We start from the raw sequence: 21,771 nt of genomic DNA on the forward strand, positions 1-21,771 counted from the left end.
GCGCTCATGGATGCCCGTCCGCAGCGGCACGGTGAGCGGTGGGCGCAGAAAGCTGGTTAAGAAAGGGCTACCGGCTCAAGCCGCCTTGTCGGTGGTGTCGAGCGGCACCGCCGTCTCGGCGCGCTCGGCCGGCAGCAGCATCAGGGCGGCGAGCGCCGACAGGCTGAGGCTCGCTGACACGATCAGCACGCCGCGGCCGAGCCCATCGATCAGCAGGCCGAACAGCAGCGGCGCGAAGGCCTGGCAGATCCGCGACGGGGCCCCGATCAGGCCGAGCCGGTAGGCGTAGTTGACGGGGCCGAAGATGGCGAGCGGCAGGGTGCCGCGAGCGATCGTCAGGATGCCGTTGCCGGAGCCGTGCAGCAGCGCGAACGCCGCCGCGGCGCCCCCGCCGAACAGCCCGATCGTCACGGCGCCGATCGGATGGGTGATGCAGGCGAGCCGCGCCGAGGCGAGCGGATGGAAGCGGCTGAGGAAGCCGGCCTCGAACACGCGCGCCGCGACCTGCGCCGGCCCGATCATCATGCCGGCGAACAAGGCTTGCGCGGGCGTCGCGCCGAACGCCTGCATCAGCCGCGGCAGATGCACCGCCATCGCCGCGGTCACGGTCCAGGCCGCCGCCATCGCGAACGCGATCAGCACCATCGGGCGGTCGAGCGGGATGTTGGGCTTGCCCGTCGGGATATCGCCGGGCGCCATCACGGTCGCCCGCGGCAGCGACAAATTGAGCGGCAGGCCGATCACGAGATGCGCGATCGCCCAGGCGAAGCAGGTCTCGCGCCAGCCGATCGTCGCGAGCCCCAGCGTGCTCAGCGGCCAGCCGACGGTGGAGGCGAAGCCCGCGATCAGGGTGATGCCGGTGATCGCGCCGCGTGCATCCTTGCCATAGATGCGCCCGAGCGCGCCGAACGCGGCGTCATAGAGGCCGAGCCCCATGCCGACGCCGAGCCACAGCCACGCCAGCGCCATCACCCACAGCGAATGCGACAGGCCGAGCAGTGCGAGCCCGATCGCCAGCACGATGTTGGAGGCGCACAGCACCTGGCGGCCGCCGACGCGGTCGATCTGGCGGCCGATGCGCGGACCCAACAGGCCGGAGATGATCAGCGAGGCGGAAAAGGCGGCGAAGAACCAGTTGTTGGACAGGCCGAGATCCCTGGCGATGGGGTCGGCGAGGATGGCGGGAAGATAGTAGCTCGATCCCCAGGCCAGCGTCTGGGCGGTGCCGAGAGCGATGACCACGCCCAGCCGTCTTGCCTGCATTCCCGTCGACCTCTCCTTGGCTCGGCGTCATGAGCAGCCGCAGCCGCTGCGGCCAGCCAGCTTGGCTTTGGCGTCATCGGCACAGCAACTGTCTACGCCCGATGGCGCCGGTCCGCCACAGCAGCCGGGCAGGGCTGCAATGCTCTCCACTCCGCCGCGGGTGCAGACGCCGGTCTCCGGCAGTTTCAACTCGACACGATGCGCGGCGGCCTTGTCCCCGGCGATGTCGGCGGTGATCGAACGGACCTGCTCATAGCCCGTCATCATCAGGAAGTTCGGCGCGCGGCCATAGCTCTTCATGCCGGCGAGATAGAACCCGGGCTCGTCGGCCTGCGCCAGCTCGCGCGCGCCATGCGGCCGCACCGTGCCGCAGGAATGCTCGTTCGGATCGATCAATGGCGCGAGCGCAACAGGAGCCTCGATCGCGGGATCGAGCCGCAGGCGCAGCTCCGCGAGCAGCGACAGATCGGGGCGGAAGCCGGTGGCGACGATAAGCTCGTCGGCGGTGATGCGGCGGTCGCCGTCCGCGGCGATCCGCAACCGGCCGTCCTCATCGGTGATCCCCGTGACGCCGAAGCCGGGCTCGAGCCGGATGCGGCCCGAACGTACCAGCGCGGCGAAGGCCAGGCCGAGTTCGCCGCGCGCGGCGAGCTGGTCGGCGCTGCCGCCGCCGAACGCCTTCGCGGGATCGTCGCCGCGCAACAGCCAGATCGCCTGCGTGCCCGGCGCGACCTCGGCCAATGCGGCCAGGTCGATCAGGGTGCCGATCGCCGAGTGGCCGGCGCCGAGCACCGCGACCGTCCTGCCAGCATAACGGCTGCGCTGCGCGCCGCGGACGTCCGGCATCGCGTAGGCGATGCGCGCCGCATGCGCGGCTTCGCCGAGCGCGGGCAGTCCGCTATGGCCGGCAGGGTTGGGCGAGAACCAGGCACCGGAGACATCGATAACGGCGTCGGCCTGCAGCGCCGCCTCGCCCTTGCCGTTGTGGATGCGGATCTCGAACGGCGCATCGGCGCGTCCCTTCGACGTGGCCTTGTCGAAGCCGGCCCGGCTGATCGCGGTGACGCGATGCGAGGTCCTGACGACGTCGCGCAGCGCAGTGCGCGTCGCCAGCGGCGCGAGATAGGATTCGATCAGCTCGCGCCCGGTCGGATAGACCTCGGGCTCGGGCGAATTCCATCCCGTCGCAGCGAGCAGCCGCGCCGCCGCGCTATCGATGTTGTACTTCCACGGCGAGAACAACTGGACGTGCTGCCATTGCCGCACCGCGTGCGCGGCTTCCGGACCCGCTTCCAGCACGACCGGGGTCAGGCCGCGCGCCAGCGCATGGGCCGCTGCCGCCAGCCCGACCGGGCCGGCGCCGATGATAGCGACCGTCTTGGCGTCCGTCATGTGCGTCCTCCTATACTTCTAGAATAATCGAATTAAAGGGCGAAATCATCAGGCCGCCGGCCTCGCGGTGCCGCAGTCGCGCTCCTCGACGCAGCATTCTGAGACGAGAAAGCCGAGCAGGGAGCGCATCACGTCGTATTCGGCATGGCAGACCAGCGTCGTGCCCTCGCGCATTTGCGAGATCAGCCCGACCGCGACCAGCGTCTTGACGTGGTGCGACAGCGTGGAGGCCGGGACCTTCAGCCGCTCCTGCAGCCGGCCGACCGGCATCCCGGCATGCCCGGCGCGCACCAGCGCGCGGTAGATCTTCAGGCGCGTGGTATTGCCGAGGGCTTCCAGGCGGGCAGCGGCGTCATCGAGCTTCATGGTGTGGAGGATGCGGCATGCGGCCCGCCGGAGTCAAACGATATTTCTAGAATATTGGAAATATCCATGAGTGCGCGCCGCGCGCGGTCGGTTGTCCGGCGCGCTATCGCAGCCGGTAGCCGGCATGGCAGCCGACGCAGGCCGCCATCGTCTCGCCGAGCGCCTTCAGCGCCGGCTTGAGGTCGCCGGTCACACCCGCATTCTGCGCTTCGATGGCGAAGCGGCTCGCCGCTTTGTGCATGGCGGTGCCGGCCTCCTGCATGCCCTGGGGCATGAACCCGGCGACCTCGGCGGCGCCGTGCAGGCGCAGTGAGCTCATGCCCAGGCGTTGCTCGGCGATCTGGCCGGCTTTGTCCGGCTCGCCCGCCGCAAGCGCGTCGTTGATCTGCTGCAGCGCCAGCAGATGGTCGCGCATGTTGGCGAGGGTGTGCTCGGCGAGATCGGGCGGAAACGCCACCCGCTCGCGCTGGTCTGGCGGAAGCGCCCCATGGCTGCCGTGGTCGTGATGGCCGTGGTGCTGCGCCGTGGCGATGCCTGCGGACGCAACAAGGGCCAGCGTGATGGCGGCGAGACGCAGGCGCATGAGGACCTCCATTTCAGCGAACGCGGTGGCGTCTTCCCTAGACCGCGCGGCCGGGCGGCGCATATGATCCTGATCATATGCCGAGGACCTGCCATCTCTCGCCCGAGGGCACGCGCCCGTCGCTCGACTGGCGCGCTCTTGCACGGCTGTCGCCGTTGCTCGCCGCGCTGCCCGCGGCCGCGCGGTTGCAGACCCGGCGCATCCAGGTGCCGCGCCAGGGCACGGTGTTCTGCCGGGGGGATCGGCCGCGGGCGATGTTCTTCGTGCTGACCGGCGAGGTGAGGCTGGTGCGCCGCTCGCGCGCCGGCGACGACATCGTCCTGCAGCGGGCCCGACGGGGCTTTCTCGCCGAGGCCAGCCTCGATCAGTCAACGTATCATTGCGACGCCGTCGCGACACAGGACTCAGCGCTGCTCGCGATCGACCGCGAGGCCTTCGCCGAAGCGTTGCGTCGTCCCGAGATCGGGGACCGATGGTGCGATCATCTCGCCCGCGAGTTGCGCAAGGTCCGGGCGCAGTCGGAGCGGCTCAGCCTGAAGACGGCGCGCGAGCGGATCGTGCATTTCATCGAGACCGAGGGGGAGGGCGGCGAGGTCGAGCTCGGCCGGTCGAAGAAGGACTGGGCCGCCGAGCTCGGCGTCACCCATGAGGCGCTCTATCGTGCGCTGGCACGCATGGAACGGGACGGCGAGCTCACCGTCGATGGCACCCGCCTGCGCTTGCGGTGAGCCTTCGGGCGCCGCGTCTCCCGATCGTCGACACTGACCATTCGAACTCGTCAGCCTTGACGCCGGATCATCATATCGATAGTTCTGGATATATGGAAAACGAGCAAGCCGTTCTGGCCTTGGCGGCGCTGGCGCAGCCGACGCGCCTGCAGGCCTTTCGCACCCTGGTGCAGCACGAGCCCGACGGTCTGCCGGCCGGCGAGCTCGCACGTCTGCTGGAGGTGCCGCAGAACACGCTGTCGGCGCATCTGTCCGTGCTGGCGCGCGCCGGCCTCGTCAGTTCGATCAGGCACAGCCGCTCGATCGTCTACCGGGCCGATCTCACGCAGTTTCAGAAGGTCGCGCTGTTCCTGCTGCAGGACTGCTGCGGCGGCCGGCCGGAGGTCTGCGCGCCCGTCATCGCAAGTCTCACCCCGTGCTGTCCGCCGAAGCGCAAGGAGAAGAGCCGTGTCTGACCGCATCTACAATGTATTGTTCCTCTGCACCGGAAATTCGGCACGCTCGGTGCTGGCCGAGTCGATCCTGCGCAAGGACGGCGCGGGCCGCTTCCACGCTTTTTCCGCCGGCAGTACGCCGAAGGGCGCGGTGCATCCGTTGGCGCTCGAGACGCTCGCGCGCATGGACTATCCGACCGACGATCTGCGCTCGAAGAGCTGGAGCGAGTTCGCCGCCGCCGGCGCGCCGGCGATGGATTTCGTCTTCACGGTCTGCGACAACGCCGCCGGCGAGGCGTGTCCGATCTGGCCGGGGCAGCCGATGACTGCGCATTGGGGCATCGAGGATCCGGCGGCGGCCGCAGGCACGGAGCTGGCGAAGCTTGCGGCGTTCACGACCGCCTTCCGCTATCTGAAGAACCGGATCGACGCCTTCATCAATCTGCCGCTCGGTCGCATCGATTCGATGTCGCTGGGCACGCGGCTGCGCGAGATCGGGACGGGCGAGGGCGCAACGTCGTTCCGCTCCGACGTGGCCTGATCCGATGACGATCTTCGAGCGCTATCTGACGGTCTGGGTCCTGCTCTGCATCATCGTCGGCATCGGTCTCGGCCATCTGATGCCGGGGCTGTTCGCGGCTGTCGCGTCGGCGGAGGTGGCGCGGGTCAATCTGCCGGTCGCAGCCCTGATCTGGCTGATGATCATTCCGATGCTGCTGAAGATCGATTTCGCCGCGCTCGGCAACGTGAAGGAGCATTGGCGGGGCATCGGCGTCACCCTGGTCGTGAACTGGGCGATCAAGCCGTTTTCGATGGCTCTGCTCGGCAGCGTTTTCATCGGCCACGTGTTCGCGCCGATGCTTCCCGCAGGCCAGTTGTCGTCCTACGTGGCCGGTCTGATCCTGCTCGCGGCGGCGCCGTGCACGGCGATGGTGTTCGTCTGGTCGAATCTGTGCGACGGCGAACCGCACTACACGCTGAGCCAGGTCGCGCTCAACGACGTCATCATGGTGTTCCTGTTTGCGCCGCTGGTGGGCCTGCTGCTCGGCGTCGCCTCGATCTCGGTGCCCTGGACCACCCTGCTGCTGTCGGTGCTGCTCTATATCGTCGTGCCGGTCATCGTCTCGCAACTCTGGCGCCGGGCGTTGCTGCGTAGCACGGACGGGGCATTGGAGCGCACCTTGCGGGTACTGCAACCGGTCTCGCTCGTGGCGCTGCTCGGTACGCTCGTGCTGCTGTTCGGCTTCCAGGGCGAGCAGATCCTGAAGCAGCCGGTCGTCATCGCGATCCTGGCCGTGCCGATCCTGATCCAGGTCTATCTGAACGCGGGGATCGCCTATTGGCTGAGCCGCCGGCTCGGCGTGGCCTGGTGCGTCGCGGCTCCGGCCGCCTTGATCGGCGCCAGCAATTTCTTCGAACTGGCGGTTGCCGCCGCGATCAGCCTGTTCGGGCTCGACTCGGGGGCTGCGCTCGCGACCGTCGTCGGGGTTCTCGTCGAAGTCCCCGTGATGCTCTCGGTCGTGCGCATCGTCAGGGCGACGCGTCGCTGGTACGAAGCGGGACTGCCGGCTTAGCTCCGGTCAGTGCTTCGGCAGAGCCGGTTTGCCTCACCGCCGCGACTCGTCCTGATCGTCGTCGTCGCCTTCGCGCTCCCGGCGGGCCGGCTCGTAGCTCAGCGGCTCGCCTTCGGCCCGCGCATGCAGCGCCGCAAGATGCGGGTAGGCTCCAAGACCAGCTCCAAGACCAACTCCAAGATCAGCTCCAAGACCGCCGTCAACGGCACGGGCCACCGGCACCAGCGTGGGCGCTGCGTTCCGGCTGGCTTGTGACATGGCCAAGAGGCCGCCCAGCCCCGCCAGCACGGCTGCCAATGTCATCGTCTTACGCATTCTCGTCTCCGAACTCACCGCGCCCCCGGCTCGCTCCGTCCGGACGCGATGATGTCGCAACGAGCGTGACAGCATCCTGTCAGGTTGAGTCAGCGAGACGTCAGCTTGTCTCGGGCAGGATGCCGATCCCTTGGAATTTCCCACCCCCGCATCGGCCTGAGCGCAATTCCGACATCGGAAGTTCAAACTAAAATCCGCACCAGCTCCTTAGCATTTGCGAACGCTCCGCAAGTCGACCCCCGCAAGTCGACCTCCGCAATTCGAACCCAGTGGCGAGAGCGCAACAAATCACGACGAGCTTTGAAGATCAGAGCGTCAGGCCCCGGGAAGATCATGCATTTGCCTCAAATCGGACGGTTCATGCGCATCACGGTATTTGCGATGCTGATCTCGACGGCGGCATCCGCGGCGACGGTGGCGCGCGAGGACGATCGCGAGCGCCGTGACGCCGTGCGTCGCGCCGTCGAGGCGGGCGACGTCCTGCCGCTATCGGAGATCCTGCCGCGATTGCGCGGCCGGGTCGCCGGCGACGTGATGGGAATCGATGTCGACCGCCAGCGGGGCCGCTGGCGCTATGAGTTTCGGGTGATCGGCCGCGATGGCCGCGTGCGCGAGGTCTATGTCGATGCGCGCAGCGGCGAGATCGAACGGATCGAGGAAAAATAGATGCGAGTGCTGCTGGTCGAGGATGATCCGCGGCTGGCGTCCGACCTGGCCCGGACGCTTCAGGCGGCGGGCTATCTGGTCGAAACGTCCGACAACGGCGAGCAGGCCTGGTTTCTCGGCGACACCGAGGACTATGGCGCCGTGATCCTCGATCTCGGCCTCCCCGGCATGGACGGGTTGTCGGTGCTGAAGCGCTGGCGCGGCGCCGGGCGGCACGTGCCGGTGCTGATCCTGACCGCGCGTGCGAGCTGGGCGGAGCGGGTCGATGGCATCGATGCCGGCGCCGATGACTACCTGCCGAAGCCGTTTCGCAATGAAGAGCTGTTGGCGCGGCTGCGCGCGATCGTGAGGCGCTCCGCCGGCCATGCGGCGCCGGTGCTCTCGTCCGGCGATCTGGCGCTCGACGAGCGCCAGATGAAGGTCAGCCTGTCCGGCGTGCCGGTGACGCTGTCGCAGCTCGAATACCGGCTGATCGCCTATCTGCTGCGGCAGAGCGGCCGCGTCGTGCCGCAGCATGAGCTGGAGGAGAACGTCTACGGCCTCGGCCACGAGCACGACTCCAACGCGCTCGAGGTGCTGATCCGGCGCGTCCGCAAGAAGCTCGGCGCCGAGATCATCGAGACCCGCCGCGGCTTCGGCTACATGATCCCGGAGACGGCGGAATGAGACTCGGCTCGCTGCGGCTGCGGCTGGTGGCGGCGGGCACCATCGCGCTGCTGGTCGCGCTCGGCGTCGCCGGCTTCGGCATGGTCGTGCTGTTCAAGCGCCACGTCGCGCGGACGCTCGCCTCCGATCTCGACATTCACCTGCGCCAATTGCTGAACGGCCTCGAGGTCGATGCGGAAGGGCGCATCGTGGTCGCGCGGCCGCCAGCCGATCCGCGCTTCGTGGTCCCGCTGTCGGGGCTGTACTGGCAGATCTCGGACGATCACGGCCAGTTGCTGCGCTCGCGCTCGCTGTGGGACACCATCCTGCCGCTGCCGATCGACGAGCCCGGACCGAGCGACGTGCATCAGCATGAGCTCGCCGGGCCGGATGGCGAACACGTGCTGGTCGCCGAGCGCGGCATCCTGATGAATCCGGAAAGCCAGATCCGCGTGCGCGCGGCCGTGGCCTACGACCTCGACGGCGCCACCAGCGCGGTGCGGACCTTCGCCAAGGATCTATCGATCGCGCTCGCCGTGCTGGCCGTCATCCTCGCCGTCGGCACGTCGGTTCAGGTCACGCTTGGCCTGCGTCCGCTCGGCGTGCTGCGCCGTGGCGTCGCCGAGATCCGCAGCGGTCGGCGCCAGCATCTTCCCGTGGACGTGCCGACCGAGGTGGCGCCGCTGGTCGACGAGGTCAACGCGCTGCTTGATGCGCAGAGCCGCGAGATCATGCGCTCGCGCAGCCGTGCGGCCGATCTCGCCCACGGCTTCAAGACGCCGCTCGCCGCACTCGCGGCCGACGCCGCGCGGTTGAGGGAGCTCGGCCAGCTCGAGCTGGCGCGCAATGTCGAGGATGTCGCCGAGGCGATGAGCCGGCAGGTCGATCGCGAGCTGGCGCTGGCGCGGCTGCGCGGCAAGGCCCGCGGCGGGCCGGAGGCCGCGACCGAGCTGGCGCCCCTGGTGAATGCGCTGCTCGGGACGCTCGGCCGCACGCCGGCGGCCGCCCATGTCAGCTTCGATGGCCAGGTGCCCCCAAGCCTGCGCGTCGGCATGGATCGGACGGATCTCGCCGAGGTGCTCGGCAATCTCTTGGAGAACGCCGCGCGTCATGCGGCGAGCACGGTTCGCATCGTCGCCAGTGCGACCCCTCTGATCGTCACTGTCGAGGACGACGGTCCGGGCATTCCGGACGCGAAGATCGGCCGCGTGCTCGAGCGCGGCGGCCGCCTCGACGAGCAGGGGCCGGGCAGCGGGCTGGGGCTCGCGATCGTGCAGGACGTGCTCGAAGCCTATGGCTGGCGGCTGCAGATCGGCCGTTCCCAGCTCGGCGGCGCCAGGATCACGATCGCGCCGGCCATCGTCTCGGCACTCCGCTGGCCGCAGCCTGCGACGTCCCAGGCCACCCCGGCGCCGTCCATTCTGACAGCAGGCTGACATCCCGCGTCAGCGGCGCGACGCCCCCGGTCAGCTATCTCCTCCGGTCCTACCACCCCGCGCTCCGGCTTGCCGGCAGCGGGGCCAAATGGCCGAAGGAAGCTGATCATGCGTATTCGAAACTCCGCCAAGACGTATGGCTCCGTCGCGATCGCACTGCACTGGATCGTCGCCGTGCTGGTGCCGGCGGCCTGGATTTCAGGCCATCTCGGCGACATGCTGCCGCGTCCCTCTCATGACACGGGCCTGTTCATGCACGTCTCGCTCGGGCTGGCGATGCTGGGCTTCGCGCTGGCGCGCCTGGCCTGGCGTCTGGCCGATCCGCCGCCGGCGCCTGCAGCGACCAAACTCGGCCCGTGGACGGTTCATGTCGGCGAGATCACGCATCTGCTGATCTATGGCATCATGTTCGCCATTCCGGTCCTCGGCATCGTCACCCAGTTTGCCCGCGGCTACGGCTTGCCGGTGTTCGGCCTGTTCGAGATCGCCTCACCCTGGGTCGGCGACCGCGGCTTCGCCCACGACATGAAGGAGATGCACGAGGCGCTGGCCAATGGCCTGATGATCCTGATCGGCCTGCACGCAGGCGCTGCCTTGCTGCACCATTACTGGCTGCACGATCGCACCCTGCGGCGGATGGTGCCGGGACTGCGGTGATAGGCCCTGTCATCCGGGCCTGCTAAAAGGCCTCCGTCGATCACGCCATCGGAGGCCGCCATGCCGGCAACGCCGCACATCGAAAAGCACTTCACTTCGTCGGAGGTCGTCCGCGACGTCGTGATCGGCATGGCCGACGGGCTCACCGTGCCGTTCGCGCTCGCCGCCGGTCTTTCGGCGGCGGTCGCCAAGACCGACGTGATCGTCACGGCCGGCCTCGCCGAGGTCGTCGCCGGCGCGATCGCGATGGGGCTCGGCGGCTATCTCGCCGCCCGCTCCGACGCCGAGCATTATGCCGCCGAGGAGAAGCGGGAGCACGACGAGATCGAGAAGCTGCGCGGTCGCGAGGTCGAGGAGGTCGCGGCGATCTTTCGCGGCTATGGTCTCGAAGGCCAGGCCTTGACCACCGTGGTCGACGCCATCGCGTCCGATCGCAAGCGTTGGGTCGACTTCATGATGCGCTTCGAGCTCGGTCTCGAACGCCCGGATCCCAAACGCGCGCCGGTCAGCGCCGTGACCATCGGCGGCTCCTACGTGATCGGCGGCCTGATCCCGCTGATCCCTTACATGCTGGCGCCTGACATCTCGTCCGCGCTCCGGATCTCCGTGGTCGCCACCGGCATCGCGCTCCTGATCTTCGGCGCCATCAAGGGCCACTTCACCGGCGTCAACAAGATCAAGTCGGCGCTGCAGACCGCCCTCGTCGGCGGCCTCGCCGCCGGCGCCGCATTCTGGCTGGCGCATCTGTTCGGGTGAGGCGGGACAGGATTGCGGCTGCGACATTCGCTAGCCCGTCACGGGTCTTAGTGGTTCCGCCTGCCATGCGGCGCAACGCGTCCGCACGTCACTTTGCCCACCAGAGCCGAGATATCTCCCCACGTCATTCCGGGGCATCGCGAAGCGATGAGCCCGGAATCCATAACCACGAACTGCTGTGGCGTGCGTGACGGCGGCGACGAGCTTCTCGGGCCCTACGGGCATCCTGAGTATGGCTTCCGGGCTCGCGCTGACGCGCGCCCCGGAATGACGACGAGGGGAGAGTTGCCAAGCGCACTTGCATCCGTGCGTGCAGGACCATTCCACGTAGATCGTCAATCCATCGGGGACGAGGAAGCATAGGCGACAGCGCCGCGTCGCATCGCGGCCCACCACATTCGGGCGGTGGCAATGGTGGGCGCGCGCGGCCTGACGGCAGGGCGTGCCATCTCGACGCAAGCGTCAAGAGCGGTGGCACGCTGGATCAACGAGCACGGTGTCGTCGCGGCGAACGCCGGGACCCATAACCCCAGGGAGCGGTTTGGGGCAGGCGCGTTTAGGCCAGACAGCCGATCGTCATGGCCAGGATGCGGCGGCCTTGGGCCACCGAACCCCAGTCACCTTCCCAGGCGCGATAGGAGCGCGGCCGCGTTCGGCTGCTTCGCGGCCCACGCCATATTATGTTCGCCGTCGATCTGCACCCAACCTGTACGTTCAGGCATGTCGCTCCCATCAAGTGAGTTGAAAGTGCATGTTGCCCTTTCGCGAATGAGGGCGCCGATGGGGTCCTGAGCTTGGTAATCGATGAGCGCGACATACTGAACCGGCGACGCTCGCGCGACTTGGACCATGGCTTTTCTGGCTGCTTCAGACGCAGGCCGTATCGGGTCCTTGAAGAATTCGTCGAACGTGATTGTCTTCCGAGATTCGTCTACACTAATCCGTTCATAGGTGGATGGAACAATCAGCCGCTCCTTAATTGCTCTATCACATGTCTGTACAAATCGTGACGTGAAGGGTGGGTAGCCACGAAGGTACGCCTGGCCCAGAACGACCACACCGAAAATCAGAAGCGCTGCGATTACGAGCTTTGTTCTCATCTTCCTGGTCGTTGCCGATATTGCCCACGCGGCACTCTACACTGCTCTGAACAAGGAAGCGGAAATCAAAGGAGAACATTTTTCGCGCAGCCGTTACTGAACGCTAACGATGTCGCCTTGGGGTCAAAAAGCCGCCCTCTAGCTGTCGAGGAAGTCTGGTCGGCGGAGCCCCCCGATCAGCTGCGGGCCATCGGTGGGCTTATGCACCGGAGCAAGAGATAGTCACCTGACAACGCGGATACCGAAACCCGCCGCGCCTGCAGATCAAGCCCGCCTGGACGTGGCCGCGCCGGCACACCCTTTCGGATTGGTCAGCCTCATGCCATGATGGGTGATGATGCGCGCGCTTCTCCTCATGACTTCGATCATCGTGCTTGCAACCGCTCCAGCCGCAGCTCAACGGTTCGATGGCAATGATCCGGTGTGCCTCCAGACATGGGAATGGGGCGGTTCCAGCACAATCTCGTGCCAGTATCGGTCGTGGGAGGCGTGTAGAGCGGGGGCTGCGGGCCTTTCGGCCATGTGCTTGCCGAACCCCTATGCACAACGCCCGCCGGAGCCAAGCCGCCGTCGGCCTCCCCGATAGGCGCCGGTTGCGGTCTGACAACACCCCAAGCTTCAACGGAGCTGGCACGTGCCATCCGATGCTTGCTCGGGCTGATTGGATCCGGTCTTCATTCTGAGAAAAATAAATCGATTGCTATTTTTCAGAATACGTGCTTGATTGTCGCCATCCCGTGCTCCTCGAGAGGGGCGCTTCGCGATCGTCACGGAACGTTGGGCGCGGGATGCGGTGGCTGCAGGATGCCGCAGCGCGGGGATGCTCGCGTGGACGAACGGCAGCTTGCGGACGCGAAGTCGCGTGGTCCTGGCGCCCCGACGCTGGCGCCAAGTCCTTGGGCGATGATCCCGAGGGCGACGGTGGCTCACAAGCCGGACACCGGGGAGATCGCGAAGTAAGCGTGAAAACCATCGCGCGGGGAATGCCGGGATGTCTCGGCTGAACCTGTGGTGACTGCCGCCTGCTTTTTTTCTGCAGGCGGGCCATGGGGGCGGCCAGCTCCCGGCATTCCCTGCGCCCTCTGCCCGATCAGGGGGCAACACCGATGACATCACTCGGGCGCATGGCGCCGCGAGAGCAGTGACGCACGTCTTCATGGCGATGCCCAGGGGGGGGAGCCGGTCGCGGGAACCAAATTCCGCAGCCAAGGTTAGCTGGCATGCAGGAGGACTCCCGATGCGCCGTCCGAAGATTCAGCCGTCCCGCAACAAGCTCGACATGACCGATCAGGCCCAGGTCCGCGTGGTGACCAAGCGGCTGAAGATGTCGCCCGGGGAATTGACCGAGATGGTCGAACGCATTGGCAACTCCATCGCAGCCATCACCAAGGAAGTCGCGCAGCAGCGGGCCGCGAAGGCTGCGCCGGAAGGAGCCGTGATCGCCTCGGTGACGGTGACCGAGACCAAGGCGGAAGTCATCGTGCCGGACGAGACGCCAGCGGCAACCTAGCAATCGATGCTGATCATCGAGACCCCCGGCAATCGATATGGGGAGTCGGACGAAGGGGGCAAAGGATGGACCAACGCACCGACCTCGGTGACGCTTTGACGCAGGCGGCGTTCAATCTGCGCAAGACCAGGATCAGCGAAGGCCGTCCGTTTCCTCTCGGCGCGACCTGGGACGGGCTCGGCGTCAACTTTGCGATCTTTTCCGCGCATGCGACCAAGGTCGAGCTGTGCCTGTTCGACGACACCGGCGAGACCGAGCTCGAACTCATCGAGCTTCCCGAATACACCGACGAGGTCTGGCACGGCTACCTGCCGGCCGCGCGGCCCGGCACCGTCTATGGCTATCGCGTGCACGGACCCTACGAGCCGGACGCCGGTCACAGGTTCAATCCCAACAAGCTCGTGATCGACCCCTATGCCAAGCAGCTCGTCGGCAACCTGCGCTGGGGGCCGGAGCTGTTCGGCTATCGGCTCGATCATGCCGACAAGGATCTGTCGTTCGACGACCGAGACAGTGCGCCCTTGATGCTGAAGTGCCGGGTCATCGATCCCGCCTTCACCTGGGGAGGCTCGCGCAAGCCGGAAATTCCGTGGGAGCGGACGATCTTCTACGAGATGCACGTCAAGGGGTTCACCAAGCTGCATCCAATGGTGCCCGAAGCCGACCGCGGCACCTTCGCCGGTCTCGCGCACCAGGACATTCCGGCGTATCTGCGCTCGCTCGGCATCACCTCGGCCGAGCTATTGCCGATCCACGCCTTCATCGATGACAGCTATCTGGTCGAAAAGGGCCTGCGCAACTACTGGGGCTACAATTCGATCGGATTCTTTGCGCCGGAGCCGCGCTATCTGAAGACGCCGTTCGCGACCGAATTCAAGACCATGGTCAACCAGTTCCACGCCAACGGCATCGAGGTCATCCTCGACGTTGTCTACAACCACACCGCCGAAGGCAACGAGCTCGGGCCGACCTTGTCGTTCAAGGGCATCGACAATGCCAGCTACTACCGGCTGATGCCGGACCAGAAACGCTACTACATCAACGACACCGGCACCGGCAATACGGTGAACCTGTCGCACCAGCGCGTGCTGCAGCTCGTCGCGGACTCGCTGCGCTATTGGGCGACCGAGATGCGGGTGGACGGCTTCCGCTTCGACCTCGCCACCATCCTGGCGCGCGAGCCCTATGGCTTCGACGAGGGCGGCAGTTTCCTGGATGCCTGTCGTCAGGACCCGGTGCTGTCGAGCGTCAAGCTGATCGCCGAGCCCTGGGACATCGGTCCCGGCGGCTATCAGGTCGGCCAGTTTCCGCCGGGCTGGGCGGAGTGGAACGACAAGTTTCGCGACACCGCGCGGGCATTCTGGAAGGGCGACGGCGGCACGCTCGCCGATTTCGCCAAGCGCATCTCGGGCTCGGGCGACCTGTTCAACAAGCGCGGCCGCCGGCCCTGGGCGAGCGTGAACTTCATCACCGCGCATGACGGCTTCAACCTCAACGACCTCGTCTCCTACAACGACAAGCACAACGAGGCCAATGGCGAGGATAATCGCGACGGCCACAGCAACAACCACTCCTGGAATTGCGGCGTCGAAGGACCGACCGACGACCCCGAGATCACCGCGTTGCGGGAGCGGCAGAAGCGCAATCTCCTCGCCACGATGCTGCTGTCGCACGGCACGCCGATGCTGCTTGCCGGCGACGAGTTCGGCCATACCCAGAACGGCACCAACAACGCCTATGCGCAGGACAATGAGACCACCTGGCTCGACTGGATGGGCATCACGCCGCAGGGGCGGGCGTTGCGCGAATTCACGCGCAAGCTGATCGCCATGCGCAAGGCGTTTCCGATCCTCTATCGCAGCCGCTTCCTGATCGGCTCGCACAATGAGGACCTCGGCGTCAACGACGTGACCTGGCTCGACCCGTCGGGCGAGGAGATGACGACGGAGCAGTGGACCGACGATCACGCGCGTTGCTTCGGCATGCTGCTCGACGGCCGCGCCCAGGAGACCGGCGTCAAGCGGCGTGGCTCGGATGCGACGCTCCTGCTGGTCTACAACGCGCATTTCGACGTGGTGAACTTCACGCTTCCGTCCGTGCCCGAAGGCCACAATTGGCTGGCGCTGCTCGACACCAACCAGCCGGATGCTCAGCCGCAGTCGTTCCCGTTCGGCCACGTCTACGCGGTGACCGGGCGATCGCTGCTGGCCTTCGGCCTGTCGTCGGAGCAGCAGCCGATGCGCGGCCTGCGCCATGGCCTCGGCGCGCTGCTCGACGTCGCGGAGGCGCCGCTGGGGTAGGATGTTCGGCGGATCTTGCGGTCAGGCACCGCGGGCGTATTTCGCAAGCCTCGCGTCGAGCACGCCGAGCATGGCCTCGCGCGCCGGATCGCGCGAGCCGCGCAGCCAGACGGCCGCGAGCGGAAGCCGTCCGGCGGTGCTGCCGCGTGTCATCCGCAGCGGCACGAAGCGGACGCCGGAGACCGCGAGCCGCGAGGTCCAGCGCGGCACGATGGCGATGCCGAGCCGCGCGGCGACGAGATGCACGATGGTCTGCTTCTCATCGGCGAACTGCGCGATAGCCGGCGACAGCCCGGCCTGTGCGAACAGCTTCATGGTGAGGTCGTGGCTGTGCGGCCGCGACCGGCGGTCCGGGACGATCAGCGGCTGGTCGGCGATGTCGGCGAGCGAGACCACAGCACGCGAGGCCAGCCGGTGCCGCTGCGGCAGGGCCACCACGGCGCTCTCGCTGAGCAGCGCGCGGAATTCGAGCCTCATATCGGTGCGCTCGGGCGGCCTGACAAAGGCGAGGTCGAGCGCGCCGGACAGGATCCTGGGCAGCAGCCGGATCGTCTTCTCTTCCGTGAGCTGCACCGCGATGTCGGGATGCCGCGCGCGAAAATCGTGCAGCAATTGCGGCAGCAGCCCGGCGGCCGCGCTGTCGATGGCGCCGACGCGCAGCCGCTGCGCCTTCGTGCTTCGGGTACGGCGGCGGAAGCCGGTTTCGACCGCCTCGACACGGGCCAGGATCGCCCGGGCATCGCGCAGCAAGGTCGTGCCGTGCTCGGTCAGCGACACCGCGCGCGTGGTCCTCGCGAACAGCGGGGTCGCGAGATCCTCCTCCAGCAGCTTGATCTGGCGTCCGAGCGCCGAGGGCAGCATCTGCAGCCGCTGCGCCGCCTTGCCGAAATGCAGTTCCTCGGCGGCGGCCACGAAGCAGCGGAGCTGGTGCAATTCCATGGTGGGGTCCTGAAGAGGTGATGGGCCGGATTATATCATTTTTTTGTATAATGATGCGAGCATTGAAGCCGGCCTGGTTCGACGCCTACGCTTGTCAGATCAACGACAAGACGGGACAGGGAGGTGACGATGGCCGGAGAGCTGGAAACGCGCGTGCTGCGCAGGATCACGTTGCGCATCGTGCCCTTCATCATGCTGCTCTATTTCGTAGCCTTCATCGACCGCGTCAACGTCGGCTTCGCAGCGCTGACCATGAACAAGGACATCGGGCTGTCAGCCTCGGCCTATGGGTTCGGCGCCGGCATCTTCTTCTGGGGCTATTTCCTGTTCGAGGTCCCCTCCAACCTCGCGCTGGACAAGTTCGGCGCGCGCATCTGGATCGCGCGGGTCATGATCACCTGGGGCATCGTCTCCGGCGCGATGGCGTTCGTGCAGGGACCGACGAGCTTCTATGTGCTGCGCTTCCTGCTTGGTGCTGCGGAAGCAGGCTTCTTCCCCGGCATCATCCTCTATCTCTCCTACTGGTTCCCGGCGCGCCAGCGCGCAGCCGTCACCGCGCTGTTCATGGCCGCCGCGCCGCTCTCCACGGTTCTCGGCTCTCCGGTTTCCGGCGCGCTGCTGGAGATGGACGGCATTCTCGGCTTCAAGGGCTGGCAGTGGCTGTTCCTGATCGAGGCGCTGCCGGCGGTCCTGCTCGGCTTCGTCGTGCTCGCCTACATGACCGATCGTCCGGAGCAGGCGCGCTGGCTCGCCGACGACGAGCGCGACTGGCTGGTGCGCACCATGAATGCAGAGGTGGCGAGCAAGGCCGCCACCGCGAGCCACAGCATCTGGCGCGGGCTGGCCGACATCCGCGTGCTGGCGCTCGCGCTGGTCTATTTCGGCACCTCGGCCGGCCTCTACACGCTCGGCGTCTGGGCGCCGCAGATCATCAAGCAGTTCGGCCTGTCGTCCTTCACCGTCGGCTTCCTCAACGCGGTGCCACCGACCGTGGCCGTGGTCGTCATGATCCTGTGGGCGCGCCATTCCGACCGTACCGCCGAGCGCACCTGGCACGTCGTGCTGGCCTGCGTGGCCGCAGCCGTCGGGCTCTGGTTGGCCGGGCTGTCGACCAGTGTCGCCGCCGTCCTCGCTGCGCTCACGCTCGTCAATGTCGGCATCTCCTCCTCGAAGCCGCCGCTGTGGAGCATGCCGACCATGTTCCTGTCCGGCTCGGCCGCCGCGGCGGGCATTGCAACCATCAACTCGATCGGCAATCTCGGCGGCTTCGTCGGTCCCGCGATGATCGGCTGGATCAAGGACCAGACCGGCAGCTTCAATGGCGGGCTCTATTTTGTCGCCGGCCTGCTGGTGGTATCGGCGGTGCTGACCCTGTTGCTGTCACGTTCACAAAGTGCGAAGGCCCAAGCAGCCACGCCATCCTGACCTCATCAACGGAGCTCTTTCATGCGCACCCATTCCATCGCCGCCATTCCCGCCGACGGCATCGGCCCCGAGGTCATCTCCGAAGGCGTCCGCGTGCTGGAGGCGCTCGCCAAGCGCGCGGGCGACATCAGCTTCAACGTCAAGACCTTCGACTGGGGCTCGGACTACTACAAGAAGCACGGCGTGATGATGCCGGCCGATGGACTCGCGGAGCTGAAAAAGTTCGACGCGATCTATTTCGGCGCGGTCGGCGCTCCCGACGTGCCCGACCACATCACGCTGTGGGGCCTGCGGCTGCCGATCTGCCAGGGATTTGATCAGTACGCCAACGTCCGTCCGACCAAGATCCTGCCCGGTGTGGCCTCGCCCTTGCGCAATGTCGGCGTCGGCGATCTCGACTGGGTGATCGTGCGCGAGAATTCCGAGGGCGAATATGCCGGCATGGGCGGCCGGGCGCATCGCGGCCTGCCGGAGGAGGTCGGCACCGAGGTCGCGGTCTTCACCCGCGTCGGCGTCACCCGCATCATGCGCTACGCGTTCAAGCTGGCGCAGTCGCGCCCGCGCAAGTTCCTCACCGTCGTCACCAAGTCGAATGCGCAGCGCCATGGCATGGTGATGTGGGACGAGATCGCCGCCGAGGTGGCGCGGGAATTCCCCGACGTGACCTGGGACAAGATGCTGGTCGATGCGATGACCGTGCGCATGACGCTGCAGCCGAAGAGCCTCGACACCATCGTCGCGACCAATCTGCATGCCGACATTCTGTCCGATCTCGCCGGCGCGCTGGCCGGCAGCCTCGGCGTGGCGCCGACTGGCAACATCGATCCGGAGCGGCGCTTCCCGTCGATGTTCGAGCCGATCCATGGTTCGGCGTTCGATATCACCGGAAAGGGCATCGCCAACCCGGTTGCGACGTTCTGGACCGGCGCGCAGATGCTCGAGCATCTCGGCGAGACGGACGCGGCCGCGCGGCTGATGGCTGCGGTCGAGAAAGTCTGTGCAGCCGGCATCCTGACCCCCGATGTTGGCGGCACGGCGACGACCAAGCAGGTGACCGACGCCGTCATCGACGCGATCCACGGCTCCAACGCCTGAGGCGTGCTGTTCTCTTGCACAATTCTGGCGTGTTCCGTGTCGCGCTTGCAATGGACGCTGCGGGGCGTATATCAGCGCTTCCGCTGCGTCCGCGCATGCCAATCACATGCGTGTCATAGAGACGCGAGACACGGCTTAAGGAGAAAGGACACATCATGCGTCGTCACCGTCGAGCCAAGATCGTCGCGACTGTCGGTCCCGCGAGCAATTCTCCGGAGATGCTGAAAGCGCTGTTCCTCGCCGGTGTGGACACCTTTCGTCTCAATTTCAGTCACGGGACGCAGGCCGATCACGCCAAGGTCCATGCCGCGATCCGCGCGCTCGAGAAGGAAGTGCGGCGGCCGATCGGCATCTTGATGGATCTGCAGGGACCTAAGATTCGCGTCGGCACTCTGCGCGATAAGAAGATCCAGGTCGAAGCCGGCGAGACGATTCGGTTCGTCCTCAACGGCACCGAGGGCGACAAGACGTCGATTCCGCTGCCGCATCCGGAGATCTTTGCGGCGGTCACGCCCGGTCACGATCTTCTGATCGATGATGGCCGCGTCCGCGTTCGTGTGACAGGCCTCGGCGACGACTGGATCGAAGCCAAGGTGATCGTCAGCGGCGCGATCTCCAATCACAAGGGCGTCAATCTGCCCGGCACAATTCTGGAGCTGTCGCCGCTGACGGCCAAGGACCGCTCCGATCTCGCCTTCGGGCTCGATCTCGGCGTCGACTGGGTGGCGCTGTCCTTCGTGCAGAAGCCGTCCGACGTGCTGGAGGCGAGGGGCCTGATCGATGGCCGCGCCGGCATCATGTCCAAAATCGAGAAGCCGGCGGCGCTGGAGCGCATCGACGACATCATCCAGCTGTCGGACGCGATCATGGTCGCGCGCGGCGATCTCGGCGTCGAGATTCCCAACGAGGACGTGCCGGGCAAGCAGAAGGAACTGGTCCGCGCCTGCCGGCTCGCTGTGAAGCCGGTGATCGTCGCGACGCAGATGCTGGATTCGATGGTGGCGACGCCGACGCCGACGCGCGCCGAGGTCTCCGACGTCGCGACCGCGATCTATGACGGCGCCGACGCGGTGATGCTGTCGGCGGAATCGGCCAGCGGGCAATATCCGCGCGAGGCCGTGGCGATGATGGACAGCATCATCAAGGCCACCGAAGGCCACAAGATGTATCGCTCCATCGTCGAGGCGACGCAGCCGGGCGAGGAGCAGACGGCGCCGCATGCGGTGGCGACCGCGGCGGCCGATCTCGCCTCGGCGATCCACGCCAAGGCGATCGTGGCCTATACGTCGAGCGGCACCTCGGCCTCGCGCGTTGCGCGCAAGCGGCCGAGCCTGCCGATTCTGGCGATCACGCCGAATGAGGACACCTCGCGGCGCATGTGCCTGTTGTGGGGCGCGCACAGCGTGTTGTCGCAGGACGTGAAGAGCTACGAGGAGATGGTCGAGCGCGCGACCTTCTTCGCCGTGCAGGAGGAGTTCGCTGAAGCCGGCGACCTGCTCGTCGTCGTCGCCGGCATTCCGTTCGCGCAGACCGGCACCACCAACAATCTGCGCGTCGTCACCGTGCCGAGATAGGAGGCTGATTTTCCCTGTTCGCGCTGCCCGCCTGTCGCCTGATTGTCGCACCCCGCTGGTATCGCGGGGCAGTGACGAGGGACATCGCGAGTCGTCAAACGAGCGGTGTCCGGTCGCGGTCCGGCAGGATGGGTTCTGCCGGTGCGGCGTTTCGTCATCGCGGTGTCATCAGGGACTGTTAGGTGGGCGCGCATGGGACTTGAGACTGCTGGTGAAGAAAGCCCGGCTCGGCGCTTTCGGACGTTGTTCATCTCGGACGTTCATCTCGGAGCCCGCGGCTCGCAGGCCAATCTCCTCGTCGATTTCCTGCGTCACCATGATGCCGACACGATCTATCTGGTCGGCGACATCATCGACGGCTGGGCGCTCAAATCGAGCTGGCATTGGCCGCAGTCGCATAACGACCTGGTGCAGAAGATGCTGCGCAAGGCGCGCAAGGGCGCCAAGATCGTCTATGTCCCCGGCAATCACGACGAGTTCCTGCGCGGTTATTACGGCACGCATTTCGGCGGCATCGACGTCGTCGAGAACATCTTGCACACCGGCACCGACGGCAAACGCTATCTGGTGATCCACGGCGACATCTTCGATCTGGTCGTGCAGAATGCGCGCTGGCTCGCCCATCTCGGCGACAAGGCCTATGACTTCGCCATCCAGATGAACCGTCTGGTCAACTTCTTCCGTCGCATGTTCGGCGTTCCCTATTGGTCGCTGTCGCAATGGGCCAAGCAGAAGGTCAAGAACGCCGTCAACTATATCGGCGCGTTCGAGACGGCGCTGGCCTCGGAGGCGCGGCGGCATGGCGCTGATGGCGTGATCTGCGGCCACATCCATTGCGCCGTCATCCGCGACCAGGACGGCATTCGCTACATGAATTGCGGCGACTGGGTCGAGAGTTGCACGGCGCTGGTCGAGCACGAGGACGGCCGTTTCGAGATCCTGACCTGGACCGATCCGCAGCGGCAACCCGCGCCGGTTCCGCAGCTGGCCGCCCGCGCCGCCTGACACCGGCT

23 protein-coding genes are annotated in these 21,771 nt (G+C 66.7%); 16 read left to right on the forward strand and 7 right to left on the reverse strand.

Annotated elements, in window-relative coordinates; genetic code table 11:
* Positions 1–75 precede the first annotated feature (75 nt).
* From ACQR0U_RS30395 to ACQR0U_RS30410, 4 genes are all read right to left on the reverse strand, one after another.
* The gene (locus ACQR0U_RS30395) at positions 76–1,263 is read right to left on the reverse strand and encodes an MFS transporter (RefSeq protein ID WP_315712730.1); all 1,188 of its coding nucleotides are present in this window, start codon (positions 1,261–1,263) and stop codon (positions 76–78) included.
* A 27-nt stretch (positions 1,264–1,290) separates the two neighbouring features.
* Positions 1,291–2,655 carry an NAD(P)-binding domain-containing protein gene (locus ACQR0U_RS30400; protein ID WP_315753187.1) on the reverse strand — a complete coding sequence of 455 codons (1,365 nt, stop codon included), beginning with the start codon at positions 2,653–2,655 and terminating at the stop codon, positions 1,291–1,293.
* Positions 2,656–2,703: 48 nt separating this feature from the next.
* Entirely contained in the window at positions 2,704–3,021 is a 318-nt protein-coding gene (locus ACQR0U_RS30405; RefSeq protein ID WP_315712726.1) for an ArsR/SmtB family transcription factor, read from the reverse strand.
* A gap of 103 nt (positions 3,022–3,124) precedes the next feature.
* Positions 3,125–3,604 (reverse strand): hypothetical protein, encoded by a 480-nt coding sequence (locus ACQR0U_RS30410; RefSeq protein ID WP_316169667.1) that lies wholly within the window; start codon positions 3,602–3,604, stop codon positions 3,125–3,127.
* A gap of 77 nt (positions 3,605–3,681) precedes the next feature.
* On the opposite strand from ACQR0U_RS30410, the gene ACQR0U_RS30415 reads away from it, so the two are divergent.
* The 4 genes from ACQR0U_RS30415 to arsB all read left to right on the forward strand — a co-directional run bounded on the left by ACQR0U_RS30415 (position 3,682) and on the right by arsB (position 6,340).
* The gene (locus ACQR0U_RS30415; protein ID WP_315828178.1) at positions 3,682–4,332 is read left to right on the forward strand and encodes a Crp/Fnr family transcriptional regulator; all 651 of its coding nucleotides are present in this window, start codon (positions 3,682–3,684) and stop codon (positions 4,330–4,332) included.
* 92 nt (positions 4,333–4,424) lie between these two features.
* A complete protein-coding gene (locus ACQR0U_RS30420) occupies positions 4,425–4,787 on the forward strand; it encodes an ArsR/SmtB family transcription factor (RefSeq protein WP_315712722.1) in 363 nt (120 codons plus the stop codon).
* Positions 4,780–5,307 carry an arsenate reductase ArsC gene (locus ACQR0U_RS30425; RefSeq protein WP_316192934.1) on the forward strand — a complete coding sequence of 176 codons (528 nt, stop codon included), beginning with the start codon at positions 4,780–4,782 and terminating at the stop codon, positions 5,305–5,307. The genes ACQR0U_RS30420 and ACQR0U_RS30425 overlap by 8 nt, the downstream gene beginning before the upstream one ends.
* 4 nt (positions 5,308–5,311) lie before the next feature.
* Positions 5,312–6,340 carry an ACR3 family arsenite efflux transporter gene (gene arsB / locus ACQR0U_RS30430; protein ID WP_315712719.1) on the forward strand — a complete coding sequence of 343 codons (1,029 nt, stop codon included), beginning with the start codon at positions 5,312–5,314 and terminating at the stop codon, positions 6,338–6,340.
* Between the two features lie 33 nt (positions 6,341–6,373).
* Here arsB and ACQR0U_RS30435 read toward each other — a convergent pair whose 3' ends face one another.
* Positions 6,374–6,655, reverse strand: a complete 282-nt coding sequence (locus tag ACQR0U_RS30435) for a hypothetical protein (protein WP_316167143.1) — start codon at positions 6,653–6,655, stop codon at positions 6,374–6,376.
* Positions 6,656–7,015: 360 nt separating this feature from the next.
* Between ACQR0U_RS30435 and ACQR0U_RS30440 the strand changes: the two genes are divergently transcribed.
* From ACQR0U_RS30440 to ACQR0U_RS30460, 5 genes are all read left to right on the forward strand, one after another.
* Positions 7,016–7,321, forward strand: coding sequence for a PepSY domain-containing protein (locus tag ACQR0U_RS30440; RefSeq protein WP_315712717.1), 306 nt, complete (start codon positions 7,016–7,018; stop codon positions 7,319–7,321).
* Positions 7,322–7,987: a response regulator transcription factor gene (locus tag ACQR0U_RS30445; protein ID WP_315712715.1), complete on the forward strand. Its 666-nt coding sequence runs from the start codon at positions 7,322–7,324 to the stop codon at positions 7,985–7,987.
* The gene (locus ACQR0U_RS30450; RefSeq protein ID WP_315712714.1) at positions 7,984–9,402 is read left to right on the forward strand and encodes a sensor histidine kinase; all 1,419 of its coding nucleotides are present in this window, start codon (positions 7,984–7,986) and stop codon (positions 9,400–9,402) included. The genes ACQR0U_RS30445 and ACQR0U_RS30450 overlap by 4 nt, the downstream gene beginning before the upstream one ends.
* Positions 9,403–9,510: 108 nt before the next feature.
* On the forward strand, positions 9,511–10,059 hold the full coding sequence (locus tag ACQR0U_RS30455; protein ID WP_316167141.1) for a cytochrome b: 549 nt from the start codon (positions 9,511–9,513) through the stop codon (positions 10,057–10,059).
* A 60-nt stretch (positions 10,060–10,119) separates the two neighbouring features.
* Positions 10,120–10,815 carry a VIT1/CCC1 transporter family protein gene (locus ACQR0U_RS30460; protein ID WP_434844067.1) on the forward strand — a complete coding sequence of 232 codons (696 nt, stop codon included), beginning with the start codon at positions 10,120–10,122 and terminating at the stop codon, positions 10,813–10,815.
* Positions 10,816–11,432: 617 nt separating this feature from the next.
* On the opposite strand, the gene ACQR0U_RS30465 is transcribed toward ACQR0U_RS30460, so the two are convergent.
* Entirely contained in the window at positions 11,433–11,915 is a 483-nt protein-coding gene (locus ACQR0U_RS30465) for a hypothetical protein (RefSeq protein ID WP_316187541.1), read from the reverse strand.
* A 337-nt stretch (positions 11,916–12,252) separates the two neighbouring features.
* Between ACQR0U_RS30465 and ACQR0U_RS30470 the strand changes: the two genes are divergently transcribed.
* The 3 genes from ACQR0U_RS30470 to glgX all read left to right on the forward strand — a co-directional run bounded on the left by ACQR0U_RS30470 (position 12,253) and on the right by glgX (position 15,725).
* A complete protein-coding gene (locus tag ACQR0U_RS30470) occupies positions 12,253–12,501 on the forward strand; it encodes a DUF3551 domain-containing protein (protein WP_409998352.1) in 249 nt (82 codons plus the stop codon).
* Between the two features lie 651 nt (positions 12,502–13,152).
* Positions 13,153–13,425: a DUF3606 domain-containing protein gene (locus ACQR0U_RS30475; protein ID WP_315712707.1), complete on the forward strand. Its 273-nt coding sequence runs from the start codon at positions 13,153–13,155 to the stop codon at positions 13,423–13,425.
* A gap of 65 nt (positions 13,426–13,490) precedes the next feature.
* On the forward strand, positions 13,491–15,725 hold the full coding sequence (gene glgX, locus ACQR0U_RS30480; protein ID WP_434872365.1) for a glycogen debranching protein GlgX: 2,235 nt from the start codon (positions 13,491–13,493) through the stop codon (positions 15,723–15,725).
* A 21-nt stretch (positions 15,726–15,746) separates the two neighbouring features.
* Here the strand turns inward: glgX and ACQR0U_RS30485 are convergent, their stop codons facing one another.
* Positions 15,747–16,664, reverse strand: a complete 918-nt coding sequence (locus tag ACQR0U_RS30485) for a LysR family transcriptional regulator (protein WP_315712703.1) — start codon at positions 16,662–16,664, stop codon at positions 15,747–15,749.
* A 129-nt stretch (positions 16,665–16,793) separates the two neighbouring features.
* Here ACQR0U_RS30485 and ACQR0U_RS30490 point away from each other — a divergent pair, with 129 nt between their 5' ends.
* From ACQR0U_RS30490 to ACQR0U_RS30505, 4 genes are all read left to right on the forward strand, one after another.
* The gene (locus ACQR0U_RS30490) at positions 16,794–18,089 is read left to right on the forward strand and encodes a D-galactonate transporter (protein ID WP_315712701.1); all 1,296 of its coding nucleotides are present in this window, start codon (positions 16,794–16,796) and stop codon (positions 18,087–18,089) included.
* Between the two features lie 21 nt (positions 18,090–18,110).
* Positions 18,111–19,184, forward strand: coding sequence for a tartrate dehydrogenase (locus ACQR0U_RS30495; protein ID WP_315753175.1), 1,074 nt, complete (start codon positions 18,111–18,113; stop codon positions 19,182–19,184).
* Between the two features lie 155 nt (positions 19,185–19,339).
* Positions 19,340–20,758, forward strand: a complete 1,419-nt coding sequence (gene pyk, locus ACQR0U_RS30500; protein ID WP_316169659.1) for a pyruvate kinase — start codon at positions 19,340–19,342, stop codon at positions 20,756–20,758.
* 192 nt (positions 20,759–20,950) lie between these two features.
* A complete protein-coding gene (locus tag ACQR0U_RS30505) occupies positions 20,951–21,763 on the forward strand; it encodes a UDP-2,3-diacylglucosamine diphosphatase (RefSeq protein WP_315828168.1) in 813 nt (270 codons plus the stop codon).
* Positions 21,764–21,771 lie beyond the last annotated feature (8 nt).

This window comes from Bradyrhizobium sp. HKCCYLRH3097 (genome assembly GCF_051167875.1).
Classification (GTDB): domain Bacteria; phylum Pseudomonadota; class Alphaproteobacteria; order Rhizobiales; family Xanthobacteraceae; genus Bradyrhizobium.

What these genes read in the sequence shown, in the direction of transcription:
- ACQR0U_RS30415 (WP_315828178.1), top strand. Translation starts at nt 3,682, where the DNA reads ATGCCGAGGACCTGCCATCTCTCGCCCGAGGGCACGCGCCCGTCGCTC.
- ACQR0U_RS30465 (WP_316187541.1), bottom strand. Translation starts at nt 11,915, where the DNA reads ATGAGAACAAAGCTCGTAATCGCAGCGCTTCTGATTTTCGGTGTGGTC.
- ACQR0U_RS30490 (WP_315712701.1), top strand. Translation starts at nt 16,794, where the DNA reads ATGGCCGGAGAGCTGGAAACGCGCGTGCTGCGCAGGATCACGTTGCGC.
- ACQR0U_RS30405 (WP_315712726.1), bottom strand. Translation starts at nt 3,021, where the DNA reads ATGAAGCTCGATGACGCCGCTGCCCGCCTGGAAGCCCTCGGCAATACC.
- ACQR0U_RS30470 (WP_409998352.1), top strand. Translation starts at nt 12,253, where the DNA reads ATGCGCGCGCTTCTCCTCATGACTTCGATCATCGTGCTTGCAACCGCT.
- ACQR0U_RS30400 (WP_315753187.1), bottom strand. Translation starts at nt 2,655, where the DNA reads ATGACGGACGCCAAGACGGTCGCTATCATCGGCGCCGGCCCGGTCGGG.
- ACQR0U_RS30445 (WP_315712715.1), top strand. Translation starts at nt 7,322, where the DNA reads ATGCGAGTGCTGCTGGTCGAGGATGATCCGCGGCTGGCGTCCGACCTG.
- pyk (WP_316169659.1), top strand. Translation starts at nt 19,340, where the DNA reads ATGCGTCGTCACCGTCGAGCCAAGATCGTCGCGACTGTCGGTCCCGCG.
- ACQR0U_RS30450 (WP_315712714.1), top strand. Translation starts at nt 7,984, where the DNA reads ATGAGACTCGGCTCGCTGCGGCTGCGGCTGGTGGCGGCGGGCACCATC.
- ACQR0U_RS30485 (WP_315712703.1), bottom strand. Translation starts at nt 16,664, where the DNA reads ATGGAATTGCACCAGCTCCGCTGCTTCGTGGCCGCCGCCGAGGAACTG.
- ACQR0U_RS30505 (WP_315828168.1), top strand. Translation starts at nt 20,951, where the DNA reads ATGGGACTTGAGACTGCTGGTGAAGAAAGCCCGGCTCGGCGCTTTCGG.
- glgX (WP_434872365.1), top strand. Translation starts at nt 13,491, where the DNA reads ATGGACCAACGCACCGACCTCGGTGACGCTTTGACGCAGGCGGCGTTC.
- ACQR0U_RS30395 (WP_315712730.1), bottom strand. Translation starts at nt 1,263, where the DNA reads ATGCAGGCAAGACGGCTGGGCGTGGTCATCGCTCTCGGCACCGCCCAG.
- arsB (WP_315712719.1), top strand. Translation starts at nt 5,312, where the DNA reads ATGACGATCTTCGAGCGCTATCTGACGGTCTGGGTCCTGCTCTGCATC.
- ACQR0U_RS30495 (WP_315753175.1), top strand. Translation starts at nt 18,111, where the DNA reads ATGCGCACCCATTCCATCGCCGCCATTCCCGCCGACGGCATCGGCCCC.
- ACQR0U_RS30475 (WP_315712707.1), top strand. Translation starts at nt 13,153, where the DNA reads ATGCGCCGTCCGAAGATTCAGCCGTCCCGCAACAAGCTCGACATGACC.
- ACQR0U_RS30455 (WP_316167141.1), top strand. Translation starts at nt 9,511, where the DNA reads ATGCGTATTCGAAACTCCGCCAAGACGTATGGCTCCGTCGCGATCGCA.
- ACQR0U_RS30460 (WP_434844067.1), top strand. Translation starts at nt 10,120, where the DNA reads ATGCCGGCAACGCCGCACATCGAAAAGCACTTCACTTCGTCGGAGGTC.
- ACQR0U_RS30435 (WP_316167143.1), bottom strand. Translation starts at nt 6,655, where the DNA reads ATGCGTAAGACGATGACATTGGCAGCCGTGCTGGCGGGGCTGGGCGGC.
- ACQR0U_RS30420 (WP_315712722.1), top strand. Translation starts at nt 4,425, where the DNA reads ATGGAAAACGAGCAAGCCGTTCTGGCCTTGGCGGCGCTGGCGCAGCCG.
- ACQR0U_RS30440 (WP_315712717.1), top strand. Translation starts at nt 7,016, where the DNA reads ATGCGCATCACGGTATTTGCGATGCTGATCTCGACGGCGGCATCCGCG.
- ACQR0U_RS30410 (WP_316169667.1), bottom strand. Translation starts at nt 3,604, where the DNA reads ATGCGCCTGCGTCTCGCCGCCATCACGCTGGCCCTTGTTGCGTCCGCA.